Raw genomic sequence first — 24,378 nt, 5'->3', positions numbered from 1 at the left:
GGACGCGAATATGGTTGTGTTCCAACAGATTCTGCTGGAACACAACCACATTCGCCGTGTCGTCGGCTACTATTTCGCCGGTGCAGGAGCCTGCTGCTCGGACGGGGTGAGCGCGAAACGCCTCGGCTTGTCCTGTGTCTTGACCGCCACGCCGCCTTCGACCAGCTTGTCCAGCGCGTTGCTCACCGCCCCTGAGGACTTCCCGCCTAGCGCGTTCGCGATCGCGGTGGGACCGAACTGGTCACCGGGGTGGTCACGCAGGTAGTCCTCGACCATCCCGCGCAACCCACCGGGTGCTAATCGTTCCTTCCTCTCGCTCGTCTTATCCGTGCCATCTTGCGTCGTCGTGTCGCCCTCGGTCGTCGCATCGCCTGCGCCGTTCGCGACAGCAGGGACGCTCCCCACCGCGACGGCAGGCTCGGCGTCTGTCGGGCGTGTCTCATCGGCGTCGGCCGGGTTCTGCTGATCATCGGCTGTGGTGCCCGTGTGCTCGGCGGGGTCTTCCTTGGTGGCGGCGGAGCCGTCGTCGTCAGGTGTGACCGAAGCGGCGGCAAGGTCGCTCCCTTCGCTGACGGGAGGCGCGGCTTCCGCAAGGTCGGCCCCATCGGTGGCGGCGCAGACCTCAGCCTCGGGTTCGGCCGGGGTGACGGTCGTGTCGGCATCGCTCCCGGCCGGGTTGGCTTTCGGGGCCGGATCGGCGTTGCCCGTATCAACTTCCGCAATCGCCCACAGGTCGGCGGCGCGCCGACCGCCTTCGACGATTCCGGCTGTGCGGGTGACGCTGCCGTCTGCGGCCCATTTTCCGAGGATCTTCTGCGCGGTCGACTTCCCGATCTTCGCCGTCCCCGACAGGTCGGCGGCGGTCTTGTTCGGCGTGGCGTGCAACGCCTCCCACAACTTGTCTTCGGCTTCTGTGCGGGTCTTCGCTGCGGTCGGTTCGGGAACCGACCGTAGTGCCCGGGCGGTTCCGGTCGTGGTGGCGGTGGTTCGAGTTGTGCGGGTGCGGGTCTTGCTGGACATGACATCCCTCGATTCGCGGTCGTGCTCGGGTGGCGGGTGGTCATGCCCCGGCCGGAGCGGGTGTGGCCCCCGGTGCGCTGCCGGTGTTGTGCGGGCTACATGACTATGAACGCTTCCTTCGGCCCACGAAGTCAAGCAGGTTCGGCAAACAAGACGACTGTCTCGTGTAGACGGTGCCCTGACGTGGAAATCGTTACCCCATAAGGGTCCACTGCGGGCACGTGGCGCACATATCGGTTGACAACCACGCGGCAACGAAGCGTCCATACATGTCGACCGCGCAGCCGCGACAGTGGAAACCGAAGGGGCGCAGAGACAATGGCGACCGACCACGACACCCACACACCACCCGAACTGACCCTCGACGCCGCTGTACACGCGCCACCACGGGACGCCGCGCCCAGGCACACCCTAGGGATCGATGGGGCGGCACAGCCGCACAACGAGGCGACGTTGCGTGCATGGGAGGGGCTACCGCCGGACGCGATGATCCTTTCCCCAGTGTTCGGGCCGCCGCCGATGCGATGCCCCGATAGCGCGTGGGCGATGCTCGTGACAGCGGTCGACATCATCAGCGACGTCGACCCCGACCACGCGGGCGAGGTGGCGTTGTTCGCGGGCACCTGGGTGCGCGAAGAGCCTCCTGTCGACAGCGGCCTGTACGACGGTGATCTCGTCGTACGCCTGAACGCTCCCACCGCCCCATCGTTCACGCTGACCAGGAATCGCGCCGCCGATGTCGAGATGCTGCTGGCCTACCAAGGTCGTTGGCACCGGATCGGCCAGTGGCACGGCATCGGCAGGAGCTGGCCGAGTGTCGTCGCGCCGACAGCCGCCGCCGTAATGGGCCTGCACAGCGACGCCACCGAGGCCGTGATGCGGCCCGACACCGCGTCGCCCCCGACCTCGCCGCCGCTGATCAGGTGGGCACGCAGCGCGATAGCCGAACTTCTCGCAGCCGGGCTGGTCACAGCGGGCGACGAACTGGTCTGGAACCGCCGCATCCTCGGGGTCCGCCACACCGCCCGCATCCGGGCCGACGGCGCGCTCATCCTCGCCGACGGCCGGACGTTCGCCAACCCATGCGGTGCCGCCGCCGCGTTGTGCCGCAGCTTCCAGAACGGCTGGAACATCTTCTCGCGCATGTCCGACGGGCGCACACTGGGTGAGCTGCGGGCAGAACTGCGCGTACGGCGAGGAAAGCGTCCATCAAGCCAGCAGCGGCCCCTTCATGGCAAGGGAATCGTCTCATGATCGGCCTGACAGCGCGCGAAGTACCGGAGATCCGCGCGACGATGACCGAGTGGACACGTGATCCCGGAAAAGACGGTGCGGGCAACTGGTTCCGCTTCTTTCTCGGTCCCAGCCCCGAGGGAGCGACCGACTCGCGGGCGTTCGACCGTGTCGACGATGTCGGAGCGACCATCGCGCGCACACTCGCGGCACAACTACCCGCAGCGGAACTGTTCTACGTCTCGGCCGACATGACCAACCTCGCCCGCCACGCAGCCGACACGCTGACCGACTACCGGTTGCACCCCGAGGATCTGCCAGCACCAGTCGGAATCATGGCGTATGAACACCCTCCCGTCGAAGAGACGGCCACCCCGCGTCACGATCCCGTCTCCATCGTCTCCTGGGGCCCGGGACGTGGCGGCCTCTGGGTGAACACCTGGGCGACCTACCCTGCCTCCAACCAGACCATTCTTCGCATCGGACGCGCGCTAGCGCGAGCACCGCACCACGAGATGCTCGCCCGCGCCAGAGACGCCGTCACGCGAAAACTGCCGGACCCGACACCGGAAAACAAGCCAGCCGACGTCTCGGAAGCCGCCGACGAAATCGTGGACCGAGTTCTCAGTCAATTCCTGGACAGCCTTGAACGCGCTCCCATACCACCGTCATTTACGCCGCCTCATGGCTACGAGTGGTGCTCACTCACCCCGATGGAGTTCACCGAAATGGAAGGCTGGCCCGGACCGGTGTCCGGCTCCACACCTTCCCCGCACGAGGACGCAGGAATCGCCCTGCAGCGCACCATTCTCGCGACCTGGCTGCTCATGGGCCAGACCCTCGCGCGCTCCGAGCGGATGAACGCCCCGCGCCCCGCGCGCCGCCGTATCGAGCGCCTCGACCGGAACCTGGACCCTTCGGTGCGCTACATCGACCTGCGCCGCGCCCGCACCGAACCGTCCGAACGCAGCGGCGATGACTCCACAGGCCGCACGCGTAACTACCGGCACCGCTGGATCGTGCGCGGCCACTGGCGCAACCAGTACTACCCCAGCCGCGACGACCACCGCCCCATCTGGATCGCCCCACACCTCGCAGGCCCGGACGACAAACCGCTGATCGGCGGCGAACGCGTGAACGTGCTCCGCCGATGAACTCGCCACGACCACGACCACGACCACGACCACGAGCAAGGAGCCATGACATGACACCATCAGTGTCCGCGCTGGACGAGCTAGGGCTGTGCGGCGCGCATGCGGGAATCGGCCCCGGCTACACCATGGAGGCCGCCGCTGTCCGGCTGGTCGAGGACATAGCCGAACTACGTGCCGACGGCGGCATCCCGACGCAGGTGCGTGTGGTGATCGCGGTGCTGCCCCAGGACCGGATATTGGAAATCCGCGTCGAGGGCCTCTCCGTCGAGGCCGACCCCGATCGCACCACCATCCGCGAGGTGACTCACACACTCTTCGAACTCGCCAGCTACCACAATATCGTCGCCCTCGACGCCACCACTCCGCCATTGTTCACACAACGCATTCTGCTCATGGACGCCGATGGCGTACCGTTCTCCGCGCTGGTGGGTACCGGCATCGGCGACGTTGAACCCCTCTCTCAACACCAAGGTCAACTGGCGCACAAGTAGCTCCAAGCCTCGGAAGGAACGGGAACTCAGTATTTGCCCCCATTAGCCTTGTCGTCGGCGGATGCCTACTGGCCGCAGGCTGGACCGCAGGGCGCGCCACCCGCATTCTCACTGCCCCACGCGAACCAGCGCAGGCCGCCAGCGGCTGCGGACATGATCTGGCCTTCCATGACCCTCAAAGTCAGAAGTGCCACAGCGACCTCAACGAGTATGAGAACGCCAAATGCCCATCTCGCCGTTATACAGGGCCTGAACGGATCGAGGACTTCATCGATCGCCATCTGGCACCACCCGCCGGATAGAGCCTTCTGATCAAAGACCGAGACATCCGTCCATCTGTACATTCCGCGCCAACATGACCAAGTCTGAATGCTTGGCCAGGTGTTTCCGCCCGATGCGGATCGCTCGACAGCTGCCTGGCGTCCGCTCTACTTTGATCGGGTTGCGTCCTGGGCAGGCGCGACCGCTCAGCGGCACTGCGTGTGATGGGTCTGCGGGCAGTCGTTTCGTGCTGCACTTTCAACCTACTACAAGCGTCTCTCCAAGTGATCAGTTTGTGGTCATTCGCGTACGGAAATGGCCTCACTGGGCCGCTTGGATCTCGTTGACGGCCGCCTCAACCGCCTTCACTGGGTTCAAGCGACCGAATTCGAACCACTCACCCTGAGAGCGGTGTTTCGCGAATCGTCTGTGCAGTGCCTCCTCCAGACGCATGTCCCCAGACGTCTGCCAAAGCACTTCCAATTTGTAGGGGTTACTAGTCTGCAGCGTCTTCAGTCTGCTGGCGATGTTCCGCGTGTAACCGATCTTCACCCGGCTCGTTCCTACCTGCGCGATGACGTACACGACTCCCTTGGCGACCGTTCTGGCTTGGTCGTTGGCCTCCTTCTCGGCTCGAAGTTCGGCAAGTCTCGTCTGGCGCCTCGCCTCCTCAGCTCGCTGGCTCGGGCTCAAGTCGTTGATAAGAAGAACCGTCCTGGGGTTGCCAGCCTCGTCAACGCGATGGCCTTCCTCAACGGCCCCCACGGCGATCAGTTCCTGATGTACAGCTTCGCACTGCTCGAGGTCAATTTGAAGAGCCGCGGCGATCTCCCGTGGGTGCTGAGGGAAGTGCACAGGAGGCCGGCTGAAGTTAGGAACGGTTAGCTTGTAGAGGCAGTAGAGCCTCACCGCTTGCGCGGAGGCATCCGACAGCACCAGCCATGCTGGAACCAGTACAGGTATACGCAGTTCATCATCTGGGTTCACCGACCACGACACCGACATGAGGACACCGTAGCCAGCTGCACCGACAAAGCTATGCAAGACCACGTCCCCGTCAACGGGGAGGGAGTGGTCGAGCGTGCGCGTTCGCGATGCGGCGCCATCTGGCGGGTTCAGAATCAGTCGGTGAGGAGCCTCGGCTCGCCTGGCGGGCTGACGAACCGACATGTCCGGTAGCGCGGGCCGAGTTACTCTTTCCGCGCCACCTGACCAAAAGCTCGGACAACTACCATCTGCACGCAGAAACTGTCATTCTCGCGCGGTACGTACACCATCGCCTAATTGGAGGGACGGGTAGCGCCCGCATAGTCGTCACCCTTGTACCGGTAGGGCTCGATTTTCACGACTTGGCCGAAGTCCGGTGCGTCCACCATGGATCCTCCACCGATGTAGAGGCCTACGTGGTGGATGCGCGCAGGGGTGCCGTAGAATACGAGGTCGCCCGGCAGCAACGGCTGTCCAGCCGGAACGTGGGGTCCGGCGTTAAATTGGGTCTGCGCGGTACGCGGCAGGCTTACCCCGGCGGCGGCGTAGGCGGCCTTGGTCAGGCCCGAACAGTCAAAGCCTGCGTGCCCGCCGTCGGGTCCATTGCCTCCCCAGACGTAGGGAAGTCCTCGCTGCCCGCAGGCGTAGTTGATCGCGGCCGTCGCGGCCGCGTTGGTGGCCGCGACGGCGTTGCAGTCTCCGGTGCCGATTGTCGCGGCATCGGCGTATCTGCTGGCTTGATCGAGGACTTTCTTGACGTACCAGTCGGCGTGGTTGTAGGCGAAGATCGCCGCGCGCAGGTCGCCTCGGTTGACTCCGTTGTCGCACAGGTAGAACGCGGCGGCGTTGATGGCGTCGTGCGGGTTGTACCGCGACGGCGGGTTGACACCGCCGGGCGGGATCTGATGGCGGGCAAGCACTCCGGCGAAGCTTCCCGCGAGAAACTGCATCGGCCCGCCCGCCCCGGCGAAATTCTCCCCGCTGGTGACACCGGGAGCGCGTAGTCGCCCGTGGTCGGTCTCGACCTTGCCGATCGCGGCGAGGATCGACCAGTCCAGCCCGGGGCAGGCCCCAGCCGCCTCCTGGTAGAGGGCAAGGTAGTCCGCCGGAATGTCGGCCATGGCCGCGGCTGAGGGCTGCCCACCGCCGAGCACGGCTGAGATCGCTCCGGAGGTTCCGGCGGCGATCAGCAGCGGGACCAGCAGGATCACTGCGAGCGCGGCGGCACCGACCTTCGCGTTCATCGCCGCTCCCGCACTGGGAGGCTCGGACCTCGCACCGTGGCCGGGGGCATCGGGGCCGGCGGCGGGGCGATGAGCAGCGGCGAGCCCAGCCCCGCGTTACCCACGGTCTCGGTGGTCGGTGGTGAGACGTGCGGCCAGGCTCCCAGCAGGTCATGCAGCGCGCGCCGTGCCGGAGCTCCGCCGGACGCGTCCAGGGGCAGCCAGACAGAGTCCGCGGGGCTCGGGTGCGTGGCCTCGGGGTTGAGCTGGTCGGCCGCGGCCGTGGCGACGGGTACCGAGGTCGGGTCGTCGAGGTCGCGCCAGGCGCGGTGCAGGAGCCGGCGGGCGGTGGCCTCGCGGCGCGAGGTCGGCAGCCACACCAGCAGCGGTGTGGTGATCCCGGTGGCGGCGGCGAGCGCGGCGTAGCCGGTGAGTTTCCCGGTGAGCTTGGCCAGCACCTCGGTGCCGAAGTCGTACTCGAGGAAGAACTCGATCTCCTGGCCGCCGCTGGCCCAGCGGCCGTAGGCGTCGGGCTTGATCAGGTCTCCGAAGTGCCTCGCGCAGCGGGTCTCCGACCACCAGGCGCCCAGCGCCGCGCGCTCGGCGGCGTCGGCGTGGCGGGCTCGGTCGACCAGGGCGGTGAACCATTCGGCGACGCCGACGGTGTGCGCGAGGCGCAGCGAGTGGGCGATGCCGAAGGCTCGGTCGTGGCGGTAGCCGAGTTCTTTGACGTCCAGGCCGTCCTCGCCGGCCAGGACCGCAGCGCCGGCGGGCGCGAGGACGTAGTGCATCGGCGCGGTACCGAGGGTGATGAACGGCTGGAACCGGTCCACCACACCCCACTGGAACAGCTCCCGCAGCCGCATCCGGCCCGAGCGGAACGACGGGAACGCGAGCGCGGTGATCTGGTGCGAGGTGAGCACGCGGTGTTCGTGCAGCATCCGGATGATCCACCGGTCGCGTGGGGTCAGCCGCCATGCCAGCACCGCCTGATGATCGGCGGTGTTCGCCACACGCGGCGTCGGCCGGGCAGCCTTGTGGCCTCGAAGTACGCGTTGCCTTGTCGGGTTGGTGATCACGGGGTACCTCCGGAAAGTAAAATGAGTGGAATTTGCATCGGATAGAAAATTGGATGCGACGCTTTGTCGCCGGTCTGGCACGACAACTGAGTTGACGTTGAGACGGATGAGTTCCCTGTGGACCTGCGGCCTTGCTACCGGTCATATCGATGCCTGTCTAACGTCATGCATTGGCAGCGCCGAGGTCCAGTGGGTTGCACGAGTCACGGTTCGACTCCATGGTGGCGCTGTCATCAACCGGCTGTTTTGGCAACGTTGGTTCATGGCTGCAGAATTTGTGATCCCTAGCCAGTATCCCGATCTGGCGACATTCGCACTGAGCTGCGAATAGGGTGGCCGTGGAAACTTTCTCGGTCGCACCGTTGAGCAGGGGCTGCCGTGCTCGGAATGTGGAAGCGAGAATACAGTAACCACGTACCGGGGACCGCAGTACGGCCTCGCGTTCGACGTACTGGAGACTCCATTTGACGTCACTCCTATTGATCTCGAATTGAGCTGGTGTACACGGCATGGAATCGCCGGGTTGCGTCTGGTCAATCAGGACGGCAGCGAGTACGCGGGCCTGTAGCCACTGGCGAGTACCCTCCGCCGTGGCCGACACCCGGGGGTCCTGAGCGTGTAGCGGAGGTTGCTGTTCGTCCGGCTCGTCGAATAGTGCACCGTTCGAATACCGCTCGTTCCCCAATCGGTGAATGGCGATGACGTCCGTACCCGGCAGCGCGATCAGGTGTTGCGGCGCGGGTCGGCGCTGCGTGGCCTGACGTGCGGCTGGCTTCGACGGTCGCGGGTAGCGAGCCGCGGCTGTCCCGAGGTCGCCGCTGGCCGCTGCGGAGGCCGAGAATGCGGGCCGGACGGAGGCGCGGTGGCGCGGGTGCGCTGGGTGTGGCGGGCTGTGGTGCGGATGTCCCTAGCGCGGCCGGGGATCGCGCGTGGAAGCGGTTGGGTGAGCAGGGTGAAGGGCTGTGCCTCTTCCCCGTTGAGGACCAGGCGTGCGGCGGCGTGGTAGACGCCCAGGTGGGCCAGGTCGTGCTCGGACAGCCGCGGCGCGGTGTGCCGCGAGAGCTCGCGCGCGTCCTCTGGAGAAGCGTTGAAGAAGATCTTGCTGCGGGCGTTGGTGGACATGCCTTCCCGCAACTCACGGGGAAGCTGCCCGAGGTGCTGGTGCGCCAGAGTCATCGCGACCCTGAAACCTCGGGCCTCAGCCAGCATGTCCTCGATCGGATAAGGCAGGTTGAGGAAGTTATGGCACTCGTCGATCACCAGCGACGCGTCCAGGCGCTGCCGTTGTGGAATGCGGGCGCGGGCGGTGGTGGCCTGCCACGTGCGGGCGACGACCAGGGACCCGACCAGCCGGGTGGTTTCCTCCCCCAGGCTGCCTTTGGGGATGCGCACCAGGCAGATGCCGCCGTCGAGCACGCTCGCCATGTCCACTGTGGAGTGTCCGCTCGCGATGGCGTCGCGGACGAACGGCCGCAGCAGGAACGCGCGCAGCTTGTTCATCAGCGGGCCGATCACCTGGTTACGACCAGAGTCGGTGAGCTCTTCGTAGGAAGACCAGAACCCGCGCAGCACCGGGTCGGTGACCCCGGAGGTGACGCGGGAGCGGAAGGCGGGGTCGGCCAGCAGCTTCGGCAGGTCGGCGAGGGTGGCGACGCCTTCCTGAGTGCGCAGGGTGAGGCACGCGGCCCGCATGACGTCGTCGGTACGTGGCCCCCAGAACGCGGAGTACACCCGCCGGAACACCGAGACGAGGTTGTCGACGGTCAAGTCGGTTTCCCCGCCGTCCAACGGGTTCAGACAAGGGGGCAGGGCCTTGGAGTCGGCGTCGAAGAGCACCACGCGATCGCCGGCCGATTTCGGCAGCCGGGAGAGCACGTCGGTGACAAGGTCGCCTTTGGGGTCGATGAGCACGATGCCGCGCCCGGCTTCGGCGTCGGCCAGGATCATGTTGCCCAGCAGCGTGGATTTGCCGGAGCCGGTCGCGCCGATGACGTGCAGGTGGTGCCGCGCGTCCGGGACACGTAGCGCTACGGGGCGTTCGTGTCCGGTGTCGGTGACGCCGATCGGCTTGGCCTGCGGTCCCGGTGTGGCGATGCCGGGTGGTGGGGCGATCGCGCGGGCTCCGGCGCGCTGGACGCCGGGGATCGCCTCATCGGTCGGCAGGTGCGCCAGCACGGCGAGTTCGCCCACCGACAGCAGATCGCCTGTGCCGAGGCGCCGGTAGGCCAGCATTGGGCCGGGGCGGCGGACGCGGCGGCGATTGTAGCGGTTGTGCTCGGTGTAGGACGCGAAGCTCGAGGCCAGCGCGTGCGCCCGCCCTCGGGCGATCTCCCGCGCCGCACGGACCTCGCTCTCGGCCGCGTCGGCGGGCAGCAGGGTGGCGACGGCGTAGCGGATGACGGTCTCGTATTGCGAGCCGCGTTGCTTGGCGACGATGGCACGGTTCTGCGCGGAGTACTCGAGCGAGGTTTGCGGATCGGTGTGCAGCGCACCGGACTTCGTCGTATTCCGGGCGGACTTCGTCTTTACGCCGGGTGTGACCAGGTCGAGCAGCCGGCCGACGATGCGGGTGGAGCCACCGGTGTGAACTCGGCGCGCGGAGCGGCGGGCTTTCGCGACGCGGCGGCCGGTGACCGGGCGGGCGAGAATCTGCACGCAGGCGTACTCGTCACGGCCCAACCCCGCCGGTGCGCCGATTAGGGCGCGGAGCGGGTCGGCGTCGAAGTCGGTGCGGATCGGCAGCGCCTCCGAGCGGGCCAGGCGCAGCTCGCCACCGACGACCAGCCGCCGTTGCCCGGCATCGGGCGCTGGCAAGGGTGGCTCGGCGGTGCCGACGCGGGTGTGTGAGCCGGGCCAGGCCGCCTCGACGGCTCGTTCGACCAGGCCAGGCGGGATCACCCCGGGCACCCATAGGCGGATGCCGACCCCGGCCTCGGAGAACACGTATTCGCACGCCACGTGCGGCTGCCCGGTGAACCAGCGGCGCCAGGCTGGACGCAGCAGCCCGACGAGGTTGGACCACAACGCCTGCCCGCCCGCGGGGTCGACGGTGGGCGGGGCGAGCACGGTGACCTGGCGGGCATCGGCGACCAGCCTCGCGTGGCAACGCCGCGCCCACCGGCGCCGGCCGACCACGAACGCCGTCGTGGCGAGTACGAGCACTGGCGCGACGATCGGCCCCCACGTGAGCGCCCACTCCCGCAGATGACCGAGCATCCGCAGCAGAGCGCCACCGGGGTCACGCAGATAGTCCCCGAGCCACCCGGTGCTCAAGTCAGTCCGGCCGATTCCGTGCACGGCCGAGGAAATGAACAACTCGGGATAGTGGAGCGCAGCAGGTATCCAGACAGGCATGGCGGGCCCTCCCAGGGAAGGTAGGAAACGATCAAGCAGAAACGAGGCGACCAGTCAGCCAGCGTCGAGTTCGATGTCCTCATCGGCGTCGACCGAACCGAACTCGTCGCCCTCGGCCGCGAACGTCGGCGCGTCGGCGAAACCCAAGTCGACGAAAGGCGTCTCGGCGTCCGGCTCACCGGGATCGATCTCCGCGGCGTATCCGGCGAGCTCGGCCGGGTTGCTGGTGACGAGGTAGTGCTCGGTGGGTGAGGCAATGCTCTGGAAGGCCACCCTCTGAGTTCCCGCCGACAAGAGTCCCTGGCCTCGGTCCGCTGACAGCAGGAATTGCCGTTCCCCTGCCGACAGGTCGAAGGTCTGGGTGATCTCGTCGATCGCTTGGGACGCTTGCCGCAGCAGGATCTGGGTGGCGGCGTTGGCGACAACGGCTTTGCCGAGATCGTTGCCCAGGACGTCGGCGGTGTCCTGCGTCGCGACGGTCAACCCTGCCCAGTGTTTGCGGGAGGCTTTGGCCATGCGGAAAAGGAATTCCGCGCCGGAGGGTTCTTTCATCAGCAGCCACGCCTCGTCGACGACCACGAGCCGTGGGCGGCGAATCGCGGGATTGGACACGCGCCGCCAGACGGCGTCGAGGGTGAGCAAGGTGCCGATGGATTTGAGCTCGTCAGGCAGGTCCCGCAAGCTGAACACCACCAGGTGGCCTTCGGGATTGGTGGTGGTCGGCCCGTCGAACAGCTGCTTGAAAGCGCCCTCCACGTACGGGTGCAGCCGTGCGGCAAGCTCGGCCGCCGCGCGGTCGCCGGCCTGGCCCGCAGCGGCGAGCTCATCGCGCAAGGTCCGCAACGTGGGCGCTGGCCGGGTCCAGGTGCGAGCATCGGAGGTGATGCCGACCGACTGGTAGGTGGCGGCGATGCCCCGGTCGAGTGCGGCCCGTTCGGCTGCCTGCAACTCGGCGCCGACGAGGACCGCGATGACGGTGTGCAGGAACAACGTCCGGCGGACGAGGGCGTCTTTTGGTGCGGTGCGGCGTCCGTCGGCGCGGGTGTGGATGGGCAAGTCGAAGGGGTTGAGCCGGACGCCCGCGCCGCCGAGGTGGACGTAGGTGCCGCCGACTGCGGCGGCGAGGCGGGCGTACTCGTCCTCCGGGTCGACGACCGCGATCTCGATCCCCCGATACAACGACCGAAGAAGCTCCAGCTTCACCAGATACGACTTGCCAGCGCCGGACCGGCCGAGGATCACGGAGTTGTGGTTGTGCATCCCCTCACCGAACCGGTCCCAGTGCACCAATCCCTGGCTGCCGACGTTGTAGCCGTAGAGCACCCCGGACGGCGCCGCGACGCTGGTCGGATCCGCGGCGGGCAAGTCGGGTGAGGTGAATGGGAACGCCGCCGCCAGCGCGCTGGTGTCGAAGGTGCGGCGCATCCCGATCAGGTCCAGGCCCATCGGCAGCGTCGACACCCAGCCCTGCAGCGACCGGTACGTGCAATGCTTGGCATCGAGCAGCAAGCTCGCCGCGAGCGACCGCAGCGCGGCCATCTCATCGTCGAGCGCGCGCTCGGTCTGGGCGTGGATAGTGAGATACAGCCCGACGCGGAACAGCTTGCCTTCGCCGCGGGCGACGCGGGCCGAGAGGTCATAAGCGTCCTCGGTGGCAGCTTCGACCTGTGGGTCGTGCAGGCGCCCGTGCTCGGCGGTGTGCCGGCGGCCGCTCTCGAGTTTCGCGAGCTGTTTCTTCAGCCGGTCGGCGGCGGTGGCCGGGTCGATCGGCTCGACATGCACCGCGACATCCAACCGGCCGGGGTAGGTCAGCAGCGGGGAGAGCCAGCCGGGGTGGACTTCACGCGGGAATCCGGTGATGGCGAAGGTGGCGACCCACTCGTTGCCGACTTCCAGGTGCCGCGCGCCGACGGACAGGGCATCCGGGGTGAACGCGGCTGCCCTGTTGTTCGCGGCGAGCCGCAGACCGCGGCGGGTTCGTTGTCCTCGGGTGGTCATAGCAACCGCCCCCTTTCCGGGAAGTCGTTGTCTTCCTCGTCTTCGCTGTCGTCGTAGTCCCAGTCGTCGTCGAACTCGCCGTCGTCGCGGCCGTGCTCGCTGATGTGCCAGGCGGCGCCATCGTCGAGATCGGTACCGCCTGCGGTGGTGATGACCTCGTCGGCGCCGGCCAAGTCGGCCGAGGGCGGTAGGAGGGTGTCGGGGTTGCACGCCGAGGCGAGCACGGCCGTGGCCTGCCCGGCGTCGAGCGCGGTGACGACGATTCCCGTGGGCGCGAGAAGTTCGATCGCTTCGGCCAGGCGGCGCACCAGCCGCGATTCCGCCGCCCGCCGCGCCCCCGCGCTCGCCTGCGCGGTTTCTCGGTAGGTGCGGCGGGTCAGCGACGACAGCACCGCCCGCGGGCTGGGGCCGCCGAGTCCGTCGGCCGGAGCGGCGGACCCCATCGGTTCGCGCAGGATCAGCAGCACCTGCCGGCGCAGCAGGTCGGTCTGCTCGCCGAGCTGCGCGACGTAGTCGGCGTGCTCGACGGCGGCGGCCTCCAGCGCGGGGTGCGGCAGTCCGCCCGCGCGTGCCCGCAGCTCACTGATCTGGCTGGACAGGTCAAGCCGTTCGGTCCGCACCAGAACCTGCACCGGCGCGGTCAGGCTGTGCAGGTAGCGGCCGAAGGACGCCACCAGCGCCTCCTGTTCCGACGGGGTGCGCAGCGCGAAGTTGACTGTGGAGGCCACCGCGACGACCGCCAGCCCGTCCGGTCCGAGGTCGACCACTCCGGTGTCGGTGACCGCCTCGGCTGGCAACCGCAACGCTGCCGGCGACACCACGTCCTTACCCCTGCCGTGTGCGCGGCTCGTGCTCGCGGCGTGGTCGGTCAGCCACCGCGGCGCAGGCCGGACGCCTTCGGGAGCGGCGACCCGGTGACGCGGTCCCATGCGCTGCCGGATCGCGGCGACTACGAGCCGGTCCAGCGACACTCCGTCGCGGTGGCCGAGGGCGAGGATCGCCGCGCCGGCGGCGATCGGCACGGCCAGCGCCAGGAAGACCGGCAGCGACACGAATGCGTGAGTCGTGGCCCAGCCGCAGTAAAGGGCGAGGCCGGTCACCGAGAGGATCACTAGTTGGCGCAGTGTCAATGGTCCGAGGACGCGGTCTCGCATGTCGACGTCTGCGGGTATGCGGATGGGCGTGGTCATGACTTCGTGCCTCCGGACTTTGGTGGTGTGCGGGGTGTTTTCTTCGGCAGGTCCACCGGCAGTCGAAGCTGGCGGCCCGCCGGTGCCGTGGGCTCGGCTCGTGGCGCGGCTGGCGGCGGTGTCGGGCGTGGAACTCGGTGCACGCCCTCGAGCGGCAGCGGGTACTGCCCGGCGCGGTCTGCCCTGTTGCCCTTGAAGGGGTCGAACGGAAGCTCGGGTTGCACGCCCCGCACCCGCGGTGCCGCCGCGGGTGGTTGTGGTGGTGGGCTCGGGCGCGATGTGCGGCGCACACCCGGCAGCGGCAGCGGGTACTGCCCAGAGCTTGTTGCCCGGTTGCCTTTGTAGGGATCGAAAGGAAGTTCGGGTTGCACAGTCCGTCGCGATGCCGGCGCCGGTGTGACTGAGGGCGGGCTCGCCGGGTGTGGCACGCGACGCAAGCCCGCCAAGGGCAGCGGGTACTGCCCCGTGTTCGTCGCCCGGTTACCGGCGTATGGATCGAACTGGAAACGCATCTGACCACCGCCGCGACGACTCCCGCCGGAGTGTCGTGAGGCAGGAGGCTCCGGCGGCGCGGGCCGGGGAACTCGGGGCGCGTCGAGCGGGAGCCGGTATTGGCCATCGCGCCCGAGGACCGGTTTGTTCTCCGGCCAGTCATCACCCAGCGGCAACGCCAGCTGACGTCCCTGGGTGCCGCCGAGCTTCGGCGCGGGCCCCTGTCGGGGCTTACTCGGCGGGCGCACGCGGCGCACGCCTTTGAGTGGCAGCACGTACTGGCCGCTAGGCGTGACGCGGGTATTCGCGTACGGATCGGCCGCTCCCCCGTCACCTCCGCCTCCGCCTCGGCGTCGAGATGACACGCCTTGGCGTCCACCGCCGCCCCTGCCGCCGAGCAGGCCGAAGGCTTTGTAGGCGAGGAACCCGCGCACCAGCGACCCGGCCAGTGACCGGCCCCCGCCGCCCCGGATGGACCCGAGGACCCAGAACGGGATCTTGAACAGGATGTACATCAGCGCCAGCGCGACCAGCACATTGACCAGGCCGTTGTTGCTGGGGCCGAAGAGGGTGAATCCGCCGGGTGCGAGGAACACCTTCAGCCCGACCACCAAGGTCATGGACTGGCCGATCTGGATGACCAGGCAGCCGCCATAGCCCTTCCACCACCAGAACCCGATGCCTTCGGTTTGCGGCAGCGCGTGGAACATCAGAAACAGTGGTGCCCCGGCGATCAAGATGATCGTGAGCGCGACGCGCACGATGTAGGTGACGAGCAGGACGACGATCAGCGCGGCGAGGACCAGCCCGAGGATGACCAGGAAGGTGCCGCCGTTCTGCGACCCGAGGACGAGGTTGCGCAGCGTCCGGCCGGCGGTGTTCGGGTCGAGCCCGTCGCCCATGACCGCTTTCGCCATCGCGTTGGCGATCTCGATTCCCTTGGCCGCGACCCACAGCGACAGCGCGCCGGTCAGGAATCCGACGACGAGTCGGGGCGCGATCTCCTTGGCCGAGGTGCGGGTCTGCAGGGTCTCGTGGGCCATCAGGATCGCCCCGGCGATCAGGATCAGCAGCGCGTAGGAGATGAGCAGGATCTGCCACGAGTTGTCCCACAGCGCCCCGATCCCCGGCAGCTCGTCCAAGGTCGGTGTGGTCAGCAGCGAGTTCGACAGCAGGTCCAGCAACGGGTTGAGCGCGGCGGTGACGATGCCGGAGAAGAAGCCGTTGATGGCGTTGGTGATGCAGCCGCCGATGTGCAGCAGCCCGCACTCGGCCTGTTCCATTCCCGGATCGATCGGGTTGCCGCCAGGCGGCGGTGTTGTGGTCGGAGTGGGCTGGGGAAGGCAGCCCACGCCGGTGCACGGCGGGGGTGATGGTTGCTGACACTCGGGCTGCAGCGAGCCGGGAAAACACGACACCGGACTCGGTAGTCCGGTCGGCAGCGGTAGCGGAATCCCCGTCGGCACAGGCGTCGTGGTCGGTGCGGGCTGCTGGCAGATCGGCAGCGGTGAGTTCGGCTCGCACGAGGCGCCGGTCGGCAGCGGCAACGGTGGCTGCGCGGACACAGGTCCCGCACCGGGTGCGGCCGCCGCATTGACGACAATGCCGCCGATCAGGACGATCAGGCTCACCGCGAGCGCCGCGAACGACCTGCCGCGTGTCAGCCGAGTACGCCGGCGGCGGACGGTCGGTGGAGCGAGCATCGTCCGTTCCCTGCCACTGGAGCTGGCAGGGGCTCGGCGGTTCGTGGACGTGGTCATCGCCTACGCCCCCACGATGCCTTTGAGGACGGTGACGACCAGCGGCGCGAGCGCCGCGAGGGCGTAGCCGATGCCCGCGGCCTTGAAGCTGGTCTTCGCTTTCTCGATCTCGCCGGGGTCGCCGCCGCCGAACACGTAGCGGACGCCGCCGATGGTCAGGAACACGGTCGCCAGTCCGGCGAGGATGCCCATCACGTATTTGCGGATGTTGTCGAGAACCTCATCGACTGAACCGGCCAGCGAGAGCACCTGCACGGTGTCCGCGCGGGCGGCCGACGCGGACAGCACCAGCCCCAGTGCGGCCAGTTGGGTGATCGCCGCGAGCCTTCGACGCACGGCGCGGCGCGACCGTGCTGATCCGGAAAACATCAGAGGTGTCGCCGACACGCCGGAACACGGGCGGGACCTGCGGACCTCGGGTCGGCGTGCTCGGCGTGCCCTGCCGCAGGGCACACGGACTGGGCCGCGGTGAGGCGGGCGACTGTCGCGGTGGTGGTGGCGTCGGTGCCGCACGGGCGAGTTGGTCAGGCGCATCGCGGGTCCTCCGTTGTCGTGTCCGAGGGCGTGTCCGGCCGATCGGGCGAGGCGGTGGGCGCGGGAGTGGCTGGTTTCCTCCCGCAGCACTGGACTCCGGATTTCGGGGTCTTTTTCAACACGCGACCCCGAACTTTTTTCGACGGCTTTCCACCGAGCGTCGTCACCGTGTGTGGTTGCTCGGGTGGTTGTGTCGAGGGGCGCGCGGCGTCACGGGCGGCGGCGATGATGGTCGCCGTGTGGACCGCGCGGAGCTCCACGGCGCGGTCGAGGTCGTCGTGCCGGATCTGCTCGATGAGCCAGGCGCCCAGCTTGCGTTCGGCGCGGCGGCGGACTTGTTCGATGGCCTTGTAGCTCACGCCGCGGTCGGTGGCGGCTTGGGTGAGCGTGTACTCCGGCTCGAGGCGGGTGGAGCCGATCAGCTCGGCCTGCTCGCCGGTGATCACGCCCTCGGCCACGGCGCGGGCGAGGACGATGTCCTCGTGTCCCCACGGCAGGGTCGGCTCGCTGGAGTGGAAGTCCTCGTCCATGGGCGGCGGGCGGTCGAGCGCGTCTCGGATGAAGACGTGTCCGGCGCGCAACGCGGCGCAGCGCAGCCGCCACATCACCCACGGGCGGCCCAGGTCCATGTGGGCCAGCTCGGTAAGGAAGCCGGTCAGCACGGCGGCGTGGATGTCGCTGGGGTCGTCGGCGTAGCGGGCGGACATTGTGGCGGCCATCGGGATCAGTGCGTGCAGCGCCAGCCCGACGCAGGCCACCGTCCAGGCGCCGCCCTCGTCGCGGGACCGGGTGACCAGGTGCACCCAGGCCGAGTCCACGGTCGACATCGCCAGCTGCGGGTCGCGCAGCAGGGTGCTCAGCTCATCGAGCCGTACCCGCCGCCGAGGAAGACCGGGGAAGAAACGGCCGTCGATCCAGAGCGGTTCAGGTCCGGTGACCAGCCACCTGAACGCCCTGCGCGCGCAGTCCAGAGGCAGGGAGTCGCGCTCGAAAGGCGCGCTACGGAATACACGATTCACCGGCATAGTCGGCTCCTTTGAAAGGCCGGATAAACAACGACCAGACAAGGAAGCCAAATGAAGTCCACCGAAACGCCACCACACCGCCACCGGAGTGCCACCACACCGCCACCGATGATCTTGAACGGCCACCCCGAGCCGCCACCAAGATCATCTAGCGGGTCACGAAGAGCAACTCCGGGCCATTTTCAAGATCGTTTCGTGAAAGGCAGAAATAGCCCTTGAGCTGCCGCAATAGTGTTTTGGTTCCGTTTTGGTGGCGATCCGGTGGCGGTCTGGAAGTCCGGACCGCATGACACGGGCGTACGCCGGAGGCAGAGGAAGCCCCCGTCACGGATTTGCTCCGCCGACTTTCTGTCACGGCGGGTGTTCTTCAGGTTTCTCGCGCGGGTGCACGCGAGCCTCTTTCTGCGCCGCCTGAATGTGCTGGGCGCACGATTTCTCAAAAAATTTGGGTACGGACTGTTGAAAAAGGGGCCGTTTTTCGGAGTCCAGGAGTGTCACCAGGCGCCACGTCGAGGCGCCGCGCATCTCCAGACTCTGCGAGGAACCCATGCACCAGTCCGACCGCCCGGCGCGCCGGTCCGCACCGCACGGCCCGAAGCGACGCGGCGACGCAACCCGCCTGGCAAGCATCGACCCAGGTGCCCGCCGGGGGGCCGAGCGCCGCCCCTATCCGACTGCGTCGACCACCACCCGGGTCAGCCCCGCCAAACCCGGCTCGCCGCGCGCCCGATCGCGCTCACGCGGGCAGGCCACGACACCGACCCCGGCGACCGTGTGGACGGCCGGCCCGGCCCCGATCGACCTCGAGGCGAGGTGGCCGGTACCGATCGTCGAGAAGATCGTCGACGCGTTCAGCAAACCCGGCGAACGGGTCGCGCTGCTGCCCTGGCCGACTGTTCCACCCGCCCCCAGTCAGCGTCCGAGGCTCGCGCCGGTCTTCTCCGACGGAGTTCCCACCCACGTCGCCGCGGCCGAGCCGGACAGTCAGGTGGCTGCCGCGCGTGCCGCCGTCGAGGGCCTGCAGCGAAGCGCTCGCGTGGTGTGCGTCCCGGTGGACCAGACGGCGGCAGGGCCGGGGTCGCGGCCGTTCTGGGCTGACCTTGTCCAAGGCCCCGACGGCTCAGCCGTGACTGGCTCCGTGCCAGCGCGTTCGGACGTCGACGGCGGGGTGCTCGACGGTGCCGAGGCCGCGTCGGCGGACACCGATCTGATCGTCACGAGCTTGCGCCCGCAGGACGGTGGCGACCACACCAGCGATCTGGTGGCGTTGGTCGCGGCCCGGCTGTTGCGGGTCGGCGGAATCCTCGTAGTGATCACCCACTGTGACTGGTCAGCGGGCGAGTTGAGTGATCCAACTGGCGCGGTGGTGGCCGCCGCGCAGAACGCCGACCTGCTCTACCTGCAGCACATCGTCGCCCTGCACTCTCCGGTGCGCGAGGGCCGGTTCGCCGTCGCCTCCGACACCGAGCCAGGTGGCGCGTCGGCCGACGACGAGGCACGTACCGCGCATCGCGCGCAGGTGCGCGGCCTGCCCACGCCGCATCAGCGCATTCATTCCGACGTCCTTGTTTTCGCGCAGCCGCATGACCACAAGCCACCTCGCCTGGATCCGGCCGTGCGGGCGTCCGAGACGGGAGTCATCCGATGACCAGCGACCAGACCCCGCACACCGCAGACCACCAGGAAGGCATGCTCGTGGCCGATGAACCGACCCAACGCATCCCCCGCACGGTCATCGACAACCTCGACAACACGACGGGCATCCCGCCCAAACACACTGTCGGCGACTCGGCGCAGGAGCCGGAGGTGTCGGTGTGGACGACCGCGCAGACCTCCCCCGCCGCGCAGCGCAAAGACCGCTACACGCCCGAGTCGACCGCGCATCCGGCGAAGATGCTCCCGGCCGTGGCCGCGCACGCGATCGCCCACTACACCGAGCCGGGCGATCTGGTGCTCGACCCGATGTGCGGCATCGGCACCACCCTCGTAGAAGCTGTGCGCGCCGGGCGCCGCGCGGCCGGCATCGAATACGAGCCGCACTGGGTCGACGTCGCCCGCGCCAACCTCGCGCTCGCCCACGACACCGGGGTGGAGTACGAGGGCCGGGTGTTCCATGGTGACGCCCGCCAGATCGCGTCACTGCTGCCGCCGGAGTACCTCGGGCAGGCGGCGCTGGTGGTCACCTCGCCGCCGTACGGGCCCTCCACGCACGGCCAGGTCTCCGTGTCGCGCACCGTCGGCATTCAGAAGTATCACCACCTCTACGGCAACACCCTCGACCGCGGGAACCTCGCCAACATCGGGCACCACCGGCTGCTTGCCGGGTTCACCCGCATCCTCGCCGGGCTGGTGCCGTTCCTGCGGCCGGGCGGGCACATCGCCATCACCATCCGGCCCTGGCGCGAACACGCCGAGCTGATCGACCTGCCCTCCCAGATCCTCGCGTGTGGTCTGCACGCCGGCCTGATCCCGGTCGAACGGTGCGTCGCGCTGCTGGCGCGCGTGGCCGAGACCGACCTCGTCGCGCGCGGCAGCTTCTTCCAGCGCGACTTCATCCGCAAACAACGCGAAGCCGGACTGCCCCTGCACCTCATTTCGCACGAAGACGTGCAGATTTTCCGCACGCCGCTGTCACGCTCGGCGGGTTCGGGAATCTCGACGGACCGTCCGGAATCCCGACGGTTCCTCACCGGCCGAGCGCGACACGCCGCGAACCCAAGGGGCGAGTCGGGCGTGTCGGAGAGCTGGGCGGCATGACCACCCGGCCACGCCGCACACGAGCCCGGTCGGGGCGCGACTCCGCCCCCGCCCTCGTCGCCGTCACCCGGGCGGCGGCGGGGGCGGTGCGGGCGGCCACCAGCCAGCGGTCGCGGGACACCGACGTTCCGGGCCCGGTCGTCGGGTCGGTCTGCACCGGCTACGGCGGACTGGACCTCGGAGTGCTCGCCGCGCTCGGCGGCGGACGCCTCGCCTGGTGCGCCGACCCCGACCCGCACATCGCCGAGATCCTCGCCACCCGGATGCCGAGCGTCCCCAACCTCGGCGACGTCCGCGCCATCGACTGGAGATGCGTCGAGCCGGTCGACGTGCTCACGGCCGGGTTCCCGTGTCAGGACATCTCCGCCGCCGGGCGGCGCGTAGGTATCGAGAAAGGAGCGCGCAGTGGACTGTGGGCAGACATCGTGGACGGCATTCGCGTACTACGACCAGCGTTGTGCGTCGTGGAGAACGTCGCCGCGCTTCGCTGGAAAAACGGAGGCCTCCACCGTGTACTCGGCGACCTGGCCGAAGCGGGGTATGACGCGCTCTGGCGTAGCGTCCGCGCCGCCGACATCGGCGCGGCACACCGCCGCGAGAGGGTGTTTCTGCTCGCCTGGCCCCGCACCGCTGCCGCCCCGGATGCTGCCGACCCCGCAGGCTCGCGACGGCGACAACCGAGGTCCGGCCGACCCGGTGCGACGTCGAGCCGGTGGGCATCAAGTGAATCTGCACGACGCGGTGGACGCGGTGATGAAGCTGCTGCCCACGCCGACCGCCTCGGACTCGAAGAACTGCACACACAGGACGTCGGCTGGCGGTCCGTCGCTGCCCGACCAGGCGCGGCTGCTGCCGACGCCGAGGGCGTCGGACACGGGCACGGCGGGGCGCCGGGCGGGTGCGGGATTCCGTCCGCCGCTGTCGCAGCAAGTGCTTCCGTTAGTCGACCCCGAGGCGTTCCTGCCAACGCCGCGGGCGACCGACGGGACGAAAGGCTGCCCGGCGCAGCGGGGGTCGAAGGGCGACCTGATGCTGCCGTCGGCGGTGATGCGCCTGCTCGCTCCGGACGCGGGCGGCGGCATCTCGTAGCCGTCACCGACCCCGATCTCGCCTCGTCGGCATTGGTGCACCGCGAGGTGGACTGGGGCGACTACGCGCCGGCCGTGCGGCGCTGGGAGCAGGTGCTCGGGCGACCAGCGCCGTTCCCCACTCAACCGGGCGTTCATGGGCGTCCCGTGTTGGCTCCTGCCTTCGTCGAGTGGCTCCAAGGGCTCGAGCCGGGCCTCGTCACGGGTCTCCCGCTGCCACGCACCGCGCAGCTTCGGGCGCTGGGCAATGGCGTCGTCCCGCAACAGGCCACGTACGCCGTCGGCTTGCTGCTCGCCGACCTCGCCGCGCTCCTCAGCGCAGATTCCACCGAACCCTCCGAATACTCAGAGGAGGCGAACGCGGCATGACCAAGCCAGCCTCCGCCCACGACGCCAGTCCAGCCTTGCGGTGCCTCTCGCTGGGCGCCGGAGTCCAGAGCAGCGCCGTCCTCTTGCTGGCCTGCGAAGGTGTCATTCCGCGCTTCGACGTCGCCCTGTTCGCCGACACCGGCTGGGAACCGAAGGCGGTATACGCGAACCTCGCCCGGCTCCGCGCGCACGCGGAGAAGTTCGGCATTCCGGTGCGCACGGTGTCGGCGGGCAACATCCGCGACGACGCGCTCGACCCGGCCCACCGGTTCGTGTCGATGCCACTGCACGTGCTCAACCCCGACGGCAGTCGAGGCTTGGCGCGTAGGCAATGTACTAGTGAGTACAAAATTTCGCCGCTGAAGAAGGCTGCGCGCGAACTGCTCGGGTACCCGCATCCGCGGCGGGTGCCGCGCGGGGTGTACGTCGAGCAGGCCATCGGCATCAGCACCGACGAGTTCACCCGCGCCAAGGACTCGGGCGTGCGCTACCTGCGCAACGTCTTCCCGTTGATCAACCTCGGCTGGGACCGCACCCGGTGCGCCGACTACCTCGCCCAGCGCGGATTCGGGGAGACCGTGAAGTCGGCCTGCGTCGGGTGCCCTTTCCACGGCAACGCGGGCTGGCGCTGGCTGCGCGACAACGACTCCGCCGGCTGGGCCGAGGCGGTCGAGTTCGACAAGGCCATCCGCGACGGCTATCCGCACGCCACCGAGCAGGGCCAGGAGTTGCGTGGGCAGTACTTCCTGCACCGGTCCTGCCGGCCGCTCGACGAAGTCGACCTCGACTCGCCCGCTCCCGGAAAGCGGCACCTGCGGCTGGTCTCCACTAAAGCGGTGGAGGGCGACGATCCCGAGGGCTGCTCGCCGTGGTCGTGCCGTTCCGGCGCCCCGGTCGCCGAGGAGCGTGCGGCATGACAGGGCTGCCGCGCTCACGCGCAGAGGCAGGGCACGGACTCCCCTGGTCGGGTCTGGCGGTGTCGGCCGCCTACGGCGGCTCGGTGGTGATGGCGAACTGGGCCTCCACGCACTGGTCGGCTCTGCTCGTCGGCTCGCTGACCGTGCCCGCCGGCACGCTGTGGGCCGGGGTGACGCTGACGCTGCGAGACCTGCTGCACGAGGCCCTGGGCACGCCGGGCGTTCTCGCCGCGATCGTGGCGGGGGCGGGGCTGTCCTGGTCTTTGGCCTCACCGCAGATCGCCGTCGCGAGCGTCGTCGCGTTCACCGTGTCCGAGTGCGTCGACTCGGTCATCTACGGCCGGATTCGGGTCCGGTCGCGGCTGGGCGCAGTCGTCGGCTCGAACGTCGTCGGACTGGTGAGCGACAGCGTGCTGTTCGTGCCGCTGGCGTTCGGGTCCTTCGCCGCGGTGCCCGGTCAGATCCTCGGTAAGACGGTCGCGACCGTGCTCACCGTCGCGGTGTCGCTGCTCGCGAAGACCGCTCGGCGGGCGGTGTCGCCATGAGGTTCTTCCTCGGCACCCATCAGCCGTCCTGGCTCGCCCGCGATCTCGGCGTCCCATTGCTGGTTTCCCACCGCAGGTTGGCCGGGCGGCGCAGCCTGCCGCGCGCGACCGGGCCGTGGGCCTGCGACTCCGGAGGCTTCACGGAGCTGTCGATGCACGGCCGGTGGCGCACCGACGAACGCGGCTACGTCGCGGCACTTCGCCGCTACGCCAACGAGATCAGCAACCTCGCGTGGGCCGCGCCAATGGACCACATGACGGAGCGCCATGTCTTGGCACGCACCGGTGCGACGGTGCGTGTCCACCAGCACCGCACCGTCGCCAACTACCTGCGGCTGCGCGATCTCGCGCCCGAGCTACCGATCATCCCCGTGCTGCAAGGACAGTCCATTACGGACTACAACCGATGCGCGGATCTCTACGAACGAAACGGCGTCGATCTCGCCGCACTGCCGCTGGTCGGGGTGGGCAGCGTGTGCCGCCGCCAGCACACCGCCGAAGTCGAGCAGATCATGCGATCGCTGGCGGCACGCGGCTACCGCTTGCACGCTTTCGGGGCAAAGGTGCTCGGGCTGGGACGCTATGCCGACGCGATCTCCAGCAGCGACTCGGCATCGTGGAGCTTCCGGGGGCGGTATGTCCCCGGCTGCACGCCCAGCCACCGCAGCGAATCCAACTGCCTGCGCTTCGCGCTGGCCTGGCACACCCGGCTTCTGACCTCCTTACGCACCGAAGAACCCGGCCAGCAGCCCGACTGTGGGCCGACTCCCGCGCGCGGCAAGGGACCGCGAACGCGCGGCCAGAGAACCGGACGCACCCGCCCTGGCTCGCCGCGCCCGCGCCAGGCCGGAGGCCGGACAACCGCTCGCGCGCAGAGCTCGACCGCCGGATAGCCCTTCCC

Annotated in this window: 19 protein-coding genes; 9 read left to right on the top strand and 10 right to left on the bottom strand. The window is 68.8% G+C overall.

Translation table 11 applies throughout. From position 1 onward, the window contains the following. Positions 1-69: 69 nt before the first annotated feature. A complete protein-coding gene (locus tag ACFV15_RS28820; protein ID WP_378353967.1) occupies positions 70-1,020 on the bottom strand; it encodes a MarR family transcriptional regulator in 951 nt (316 codons plus the stop codon). A 318-nt stretch (positions 1,021-1,338) separates the two neighbouring features. On the opposite strand from ACFV15_RS28820, the gene ACFV15_RS28815 reads away from it, so the two are divergent. Genes ACFV15_RS28815 through ACFV15_RS28805 form a run of 3 tightly spaced genes read left to right on the top strand, consistent with a single transcriptional unit; the run spans position 1,339 to position 3,898 of the window. Then, on the top strand, positions 1,339-2,274 hold the full coding sequence (locus ACFV15_RS28815; RefSeq protein WP_378353965.1) for a hypothetical protein: 936 nt from the start codon (positions 1,339-1,341) through the stop codon (positions 2,272-2,274). Further along, positions 2,271-3,407: a hypothetical protein gene (locus ACFV15_RS28810; RefSeq protein WP_378353963.1), complete on the top strand. Its 1,137-nt coding sequence runs from the start codon at positions 2,271-2,273 to the stop codon at positions 3,405-3,407. Before ACFV15_RS28815 ends, ACFV15_RS28810 begins: the two co-directional genes overlap by 4 nt. A gap of 50 nt (positions 3,408-3,457) precedes the next feature. Continuing rightward, positions 3,458-3,898 carry a hypothetical protein gene (locus ACFV15_RS28805; RefSeq protein ID WP_378353962.1) on the top strand — a complete coding sequence of 147 codons (441 nt, stop codon included), beginning with the start codon at positions 3,458-3,460 and terminating at the stop codon, positions 3,896-3,898. A 582-nt stretch (positions 3,899-4,480) separates the two neighbouring features. Here the strand turns inward: ACFV15_RS28805 and ACFV15_RS28800 are convergent. From ACFV15_RS28800 to ACFV15_RS28760, 9 genes are all read right to left on the bottom strand, one after another. Beyond that, complete coding sequence (locus ACFV15_RS28800) at positions 4,481-5,164, bottom strand: GIY-YIG nuclease family protein (RefSeq protein WP_378353960.1); 684 nt, start codon at positions 5,162-5,164, stop codon at positions 4,481-4,483. Positions 5,165-5,439: 275 nt separating this feature from the next. After that, positions 5,440-6,390, bottom strand: a complete 951-nt coding sequence (locus ACFV15_RS28795) for an NlpC/P60 family protein (RefSeq protein ID WP_378353958.1) — start codon at positions 6,388-6,390, stop codon at positions 5,440-5,442. Continuing rightward, positions 6,387-7,448 (bottom strand): replication-relaxation family protein, encoded by a 1,062-nt coding sequence (locus ACFV15_RS28790; RefSeq protein ID WP_378353956.1) that lies wholly within the window; start codon positions 7,446-7,448, stop codon positions 6,387-6,389. Before ACFV15_RS28790 ends, ACFV15_RS28795 begins: the two co-directional genes overlap by 4 nt. Before the next feature lie 723 nt (positions 7,449-8,171). After that, positions 8,172-10,802 (bottom strand): helicase HerA domain-containing protein, encoded by a 2,631-nt coding sequence (locus ACFV15_RS28785; protein ID WP_378353954.1) that lies wholly within the window; start codon positions 10,800-10,802, stop codon positions 8,172-8,174. Between the two features lie 54 nt (positions 10,803-10,856). Beyond that, positions 10,857-12,800 carry a VirB4 family type IV secretion system protein gene (locus tag ACFV15_RS28780; RefSeq protein WP_378353952.1) on the bottom strand — a complete coding sequence of 648 codons (1,944 nt, stop codon included), beginning with the start codon at positions 12,798-12,800 and terminating at the stop codon, positions 10,857-10,859. Then, positions 12,797-13,990: a PrgI family protein gene (locus ACFV15_RS28775; RefSeq protein WP_378353950.1), complete on the bottom strand. Its 1,194-nt coding sequence runs from the start codon at positions 13,988-13,990 to the stop codon at positions 12,797-12,799. Before ACFV15_RS28775 ends, ACFV15_RS28780 begins: the two co-directional genes overlap by 4 nt. Then, entirely contained in the window at positions 13,987-16,185 is a 2,199-nt protein-coding gene (locus tag ACFV15_RS28770) for a hypothetical protein (RefSeq protein ID WP_378353949.1), read from the bottom strand. Before ACFV15_RS28770 ends, ACFV15_RS28775 begins: the two co-directional genes overlap by 4 nt. Positions 16,186-16,245: 60 nt before the next feature. Continuing rightward, a complete protein-coding gene (locus ACFV15_RS28765) occupies positions 16,246-16,611 on the bottom strand; it encodes a pilin (RefSeq protein ID WP_378353996.1) in 366 nt (121 codons plus the stop codon). Positions 16,612-16,766: 155 nt separating this feature from the next. Continuing rightward, entirely contained in the window at positions 16,767-17,801 is a 1,035-nt protein-coding gene (locus ACFV15_RS28760) for a hypothetical protein (RefSeq protein WP_378353947.1), read from the bottom strand. A gap of 547 nt (positions 17,802-18,348) precedes the next feature. Between ACFV15_RS28760 and ACFV15_RS28755 the strand changes: the two genes are divergently transcribed. The 6 genes from ACFV15_RS28755 to ACFV15_RS28730 are packed head-to-tail and all read left to right on the top strand — an operon-like array spanning position 18,349 to position 24,370. Continuing rightward, complete coding sequence (locus ACFV15_RS28755; RefSeq protein WP_378353945.1) at positions 18,349-19,449, top strand: hypothetical protein; 1,101 nt, start codon at positions 18,349-18,351, stop codon at positions 19,447-19,449. After that, positions 19,446-20,558, top strand: a complete 1,113-nt coding sequence (locus ACFV15_RS28750) for a TRM11 family SAM-dependent methyltransferase (RefSeq protein WP_378353943.1) — start codon at positions 19,446-19,448, stop codon at positions 20,556-20,558. The genes ACFV15_RS28755 and ACFV15_RS28750 overlap by 4 nt, the downstream gene beginning before the upstream one ends. Next, on the top strand, positions 20,555-22,015 hold the full coding sequence (locus tag ACFV15_RS28745; RefSeq protein ID WP_378353941.1) for a DNA cytosine methyltransferase: 1,461 nt from the start codon (positions 20,555-20,557) through the stop codon (positions 22,013-22,015). The genes ACFV15_RS28750 and ACFV15_RS28745 overlap by 4 nt, the downstream gene beginning before the upstream one ends. Further along, the gene (locus ACFV15_RS28740; protein WP_378353939.1) at positions 22,012-22,932 is read left to right on the top strand and encodes a hypothetical protein; all 921 of its coding nucleotides are present in this window, start codon (positions 22,012-22,014) and stop codon (positions 22,930-22,932) included. Before ACFV15_RS28745 ends, ACFV15_RS28740 begins: the two co-directional genes overlap by 4 nt. Continuing rightward, a complete protein-coding gene (locus ACFV15_RS28735; RefSeq protein ID WP_378353937.1) occupies positions 22,929-23,477 on the top strand; it encodes a VUT family protein in 549 nt (182 codons plus the stop codon). Before ACFV15_RS28740 ends, ACFV15_RS28735 begins: the two co-directional genes overlap by 4 nt. Then, positions 23,474-24,370, top strand: a complete 897-nt coding sequence (locus ACFV15_RS28730) for a hypothetical protein (RefSeq protein WP_378353935.1) — start codon at positions 23,474-23,476, stop codon at positions 24,368-24,370. The genes ACFV15_RS28735 and ACFV15_RS28730 overlap by 4 nt, the downstream gene beginning before the upstream one ends. Positions 24,371-24,378: the final 8 nt, after the last annotated feature.

This window comes from Amycolatopsis sp. NPDC059657, assembly GCF_042734395.1.
In the GTDB taxonomy this organism is placed as follows: Bacteria; Actinomycetota; Actinomycetes; order Mycobacteriales; family Pseudonocardiaceae; genus Amycolatopsis.
This window is presented reverse-complemented; position numbering and strand designations above follow the sequence as displayed.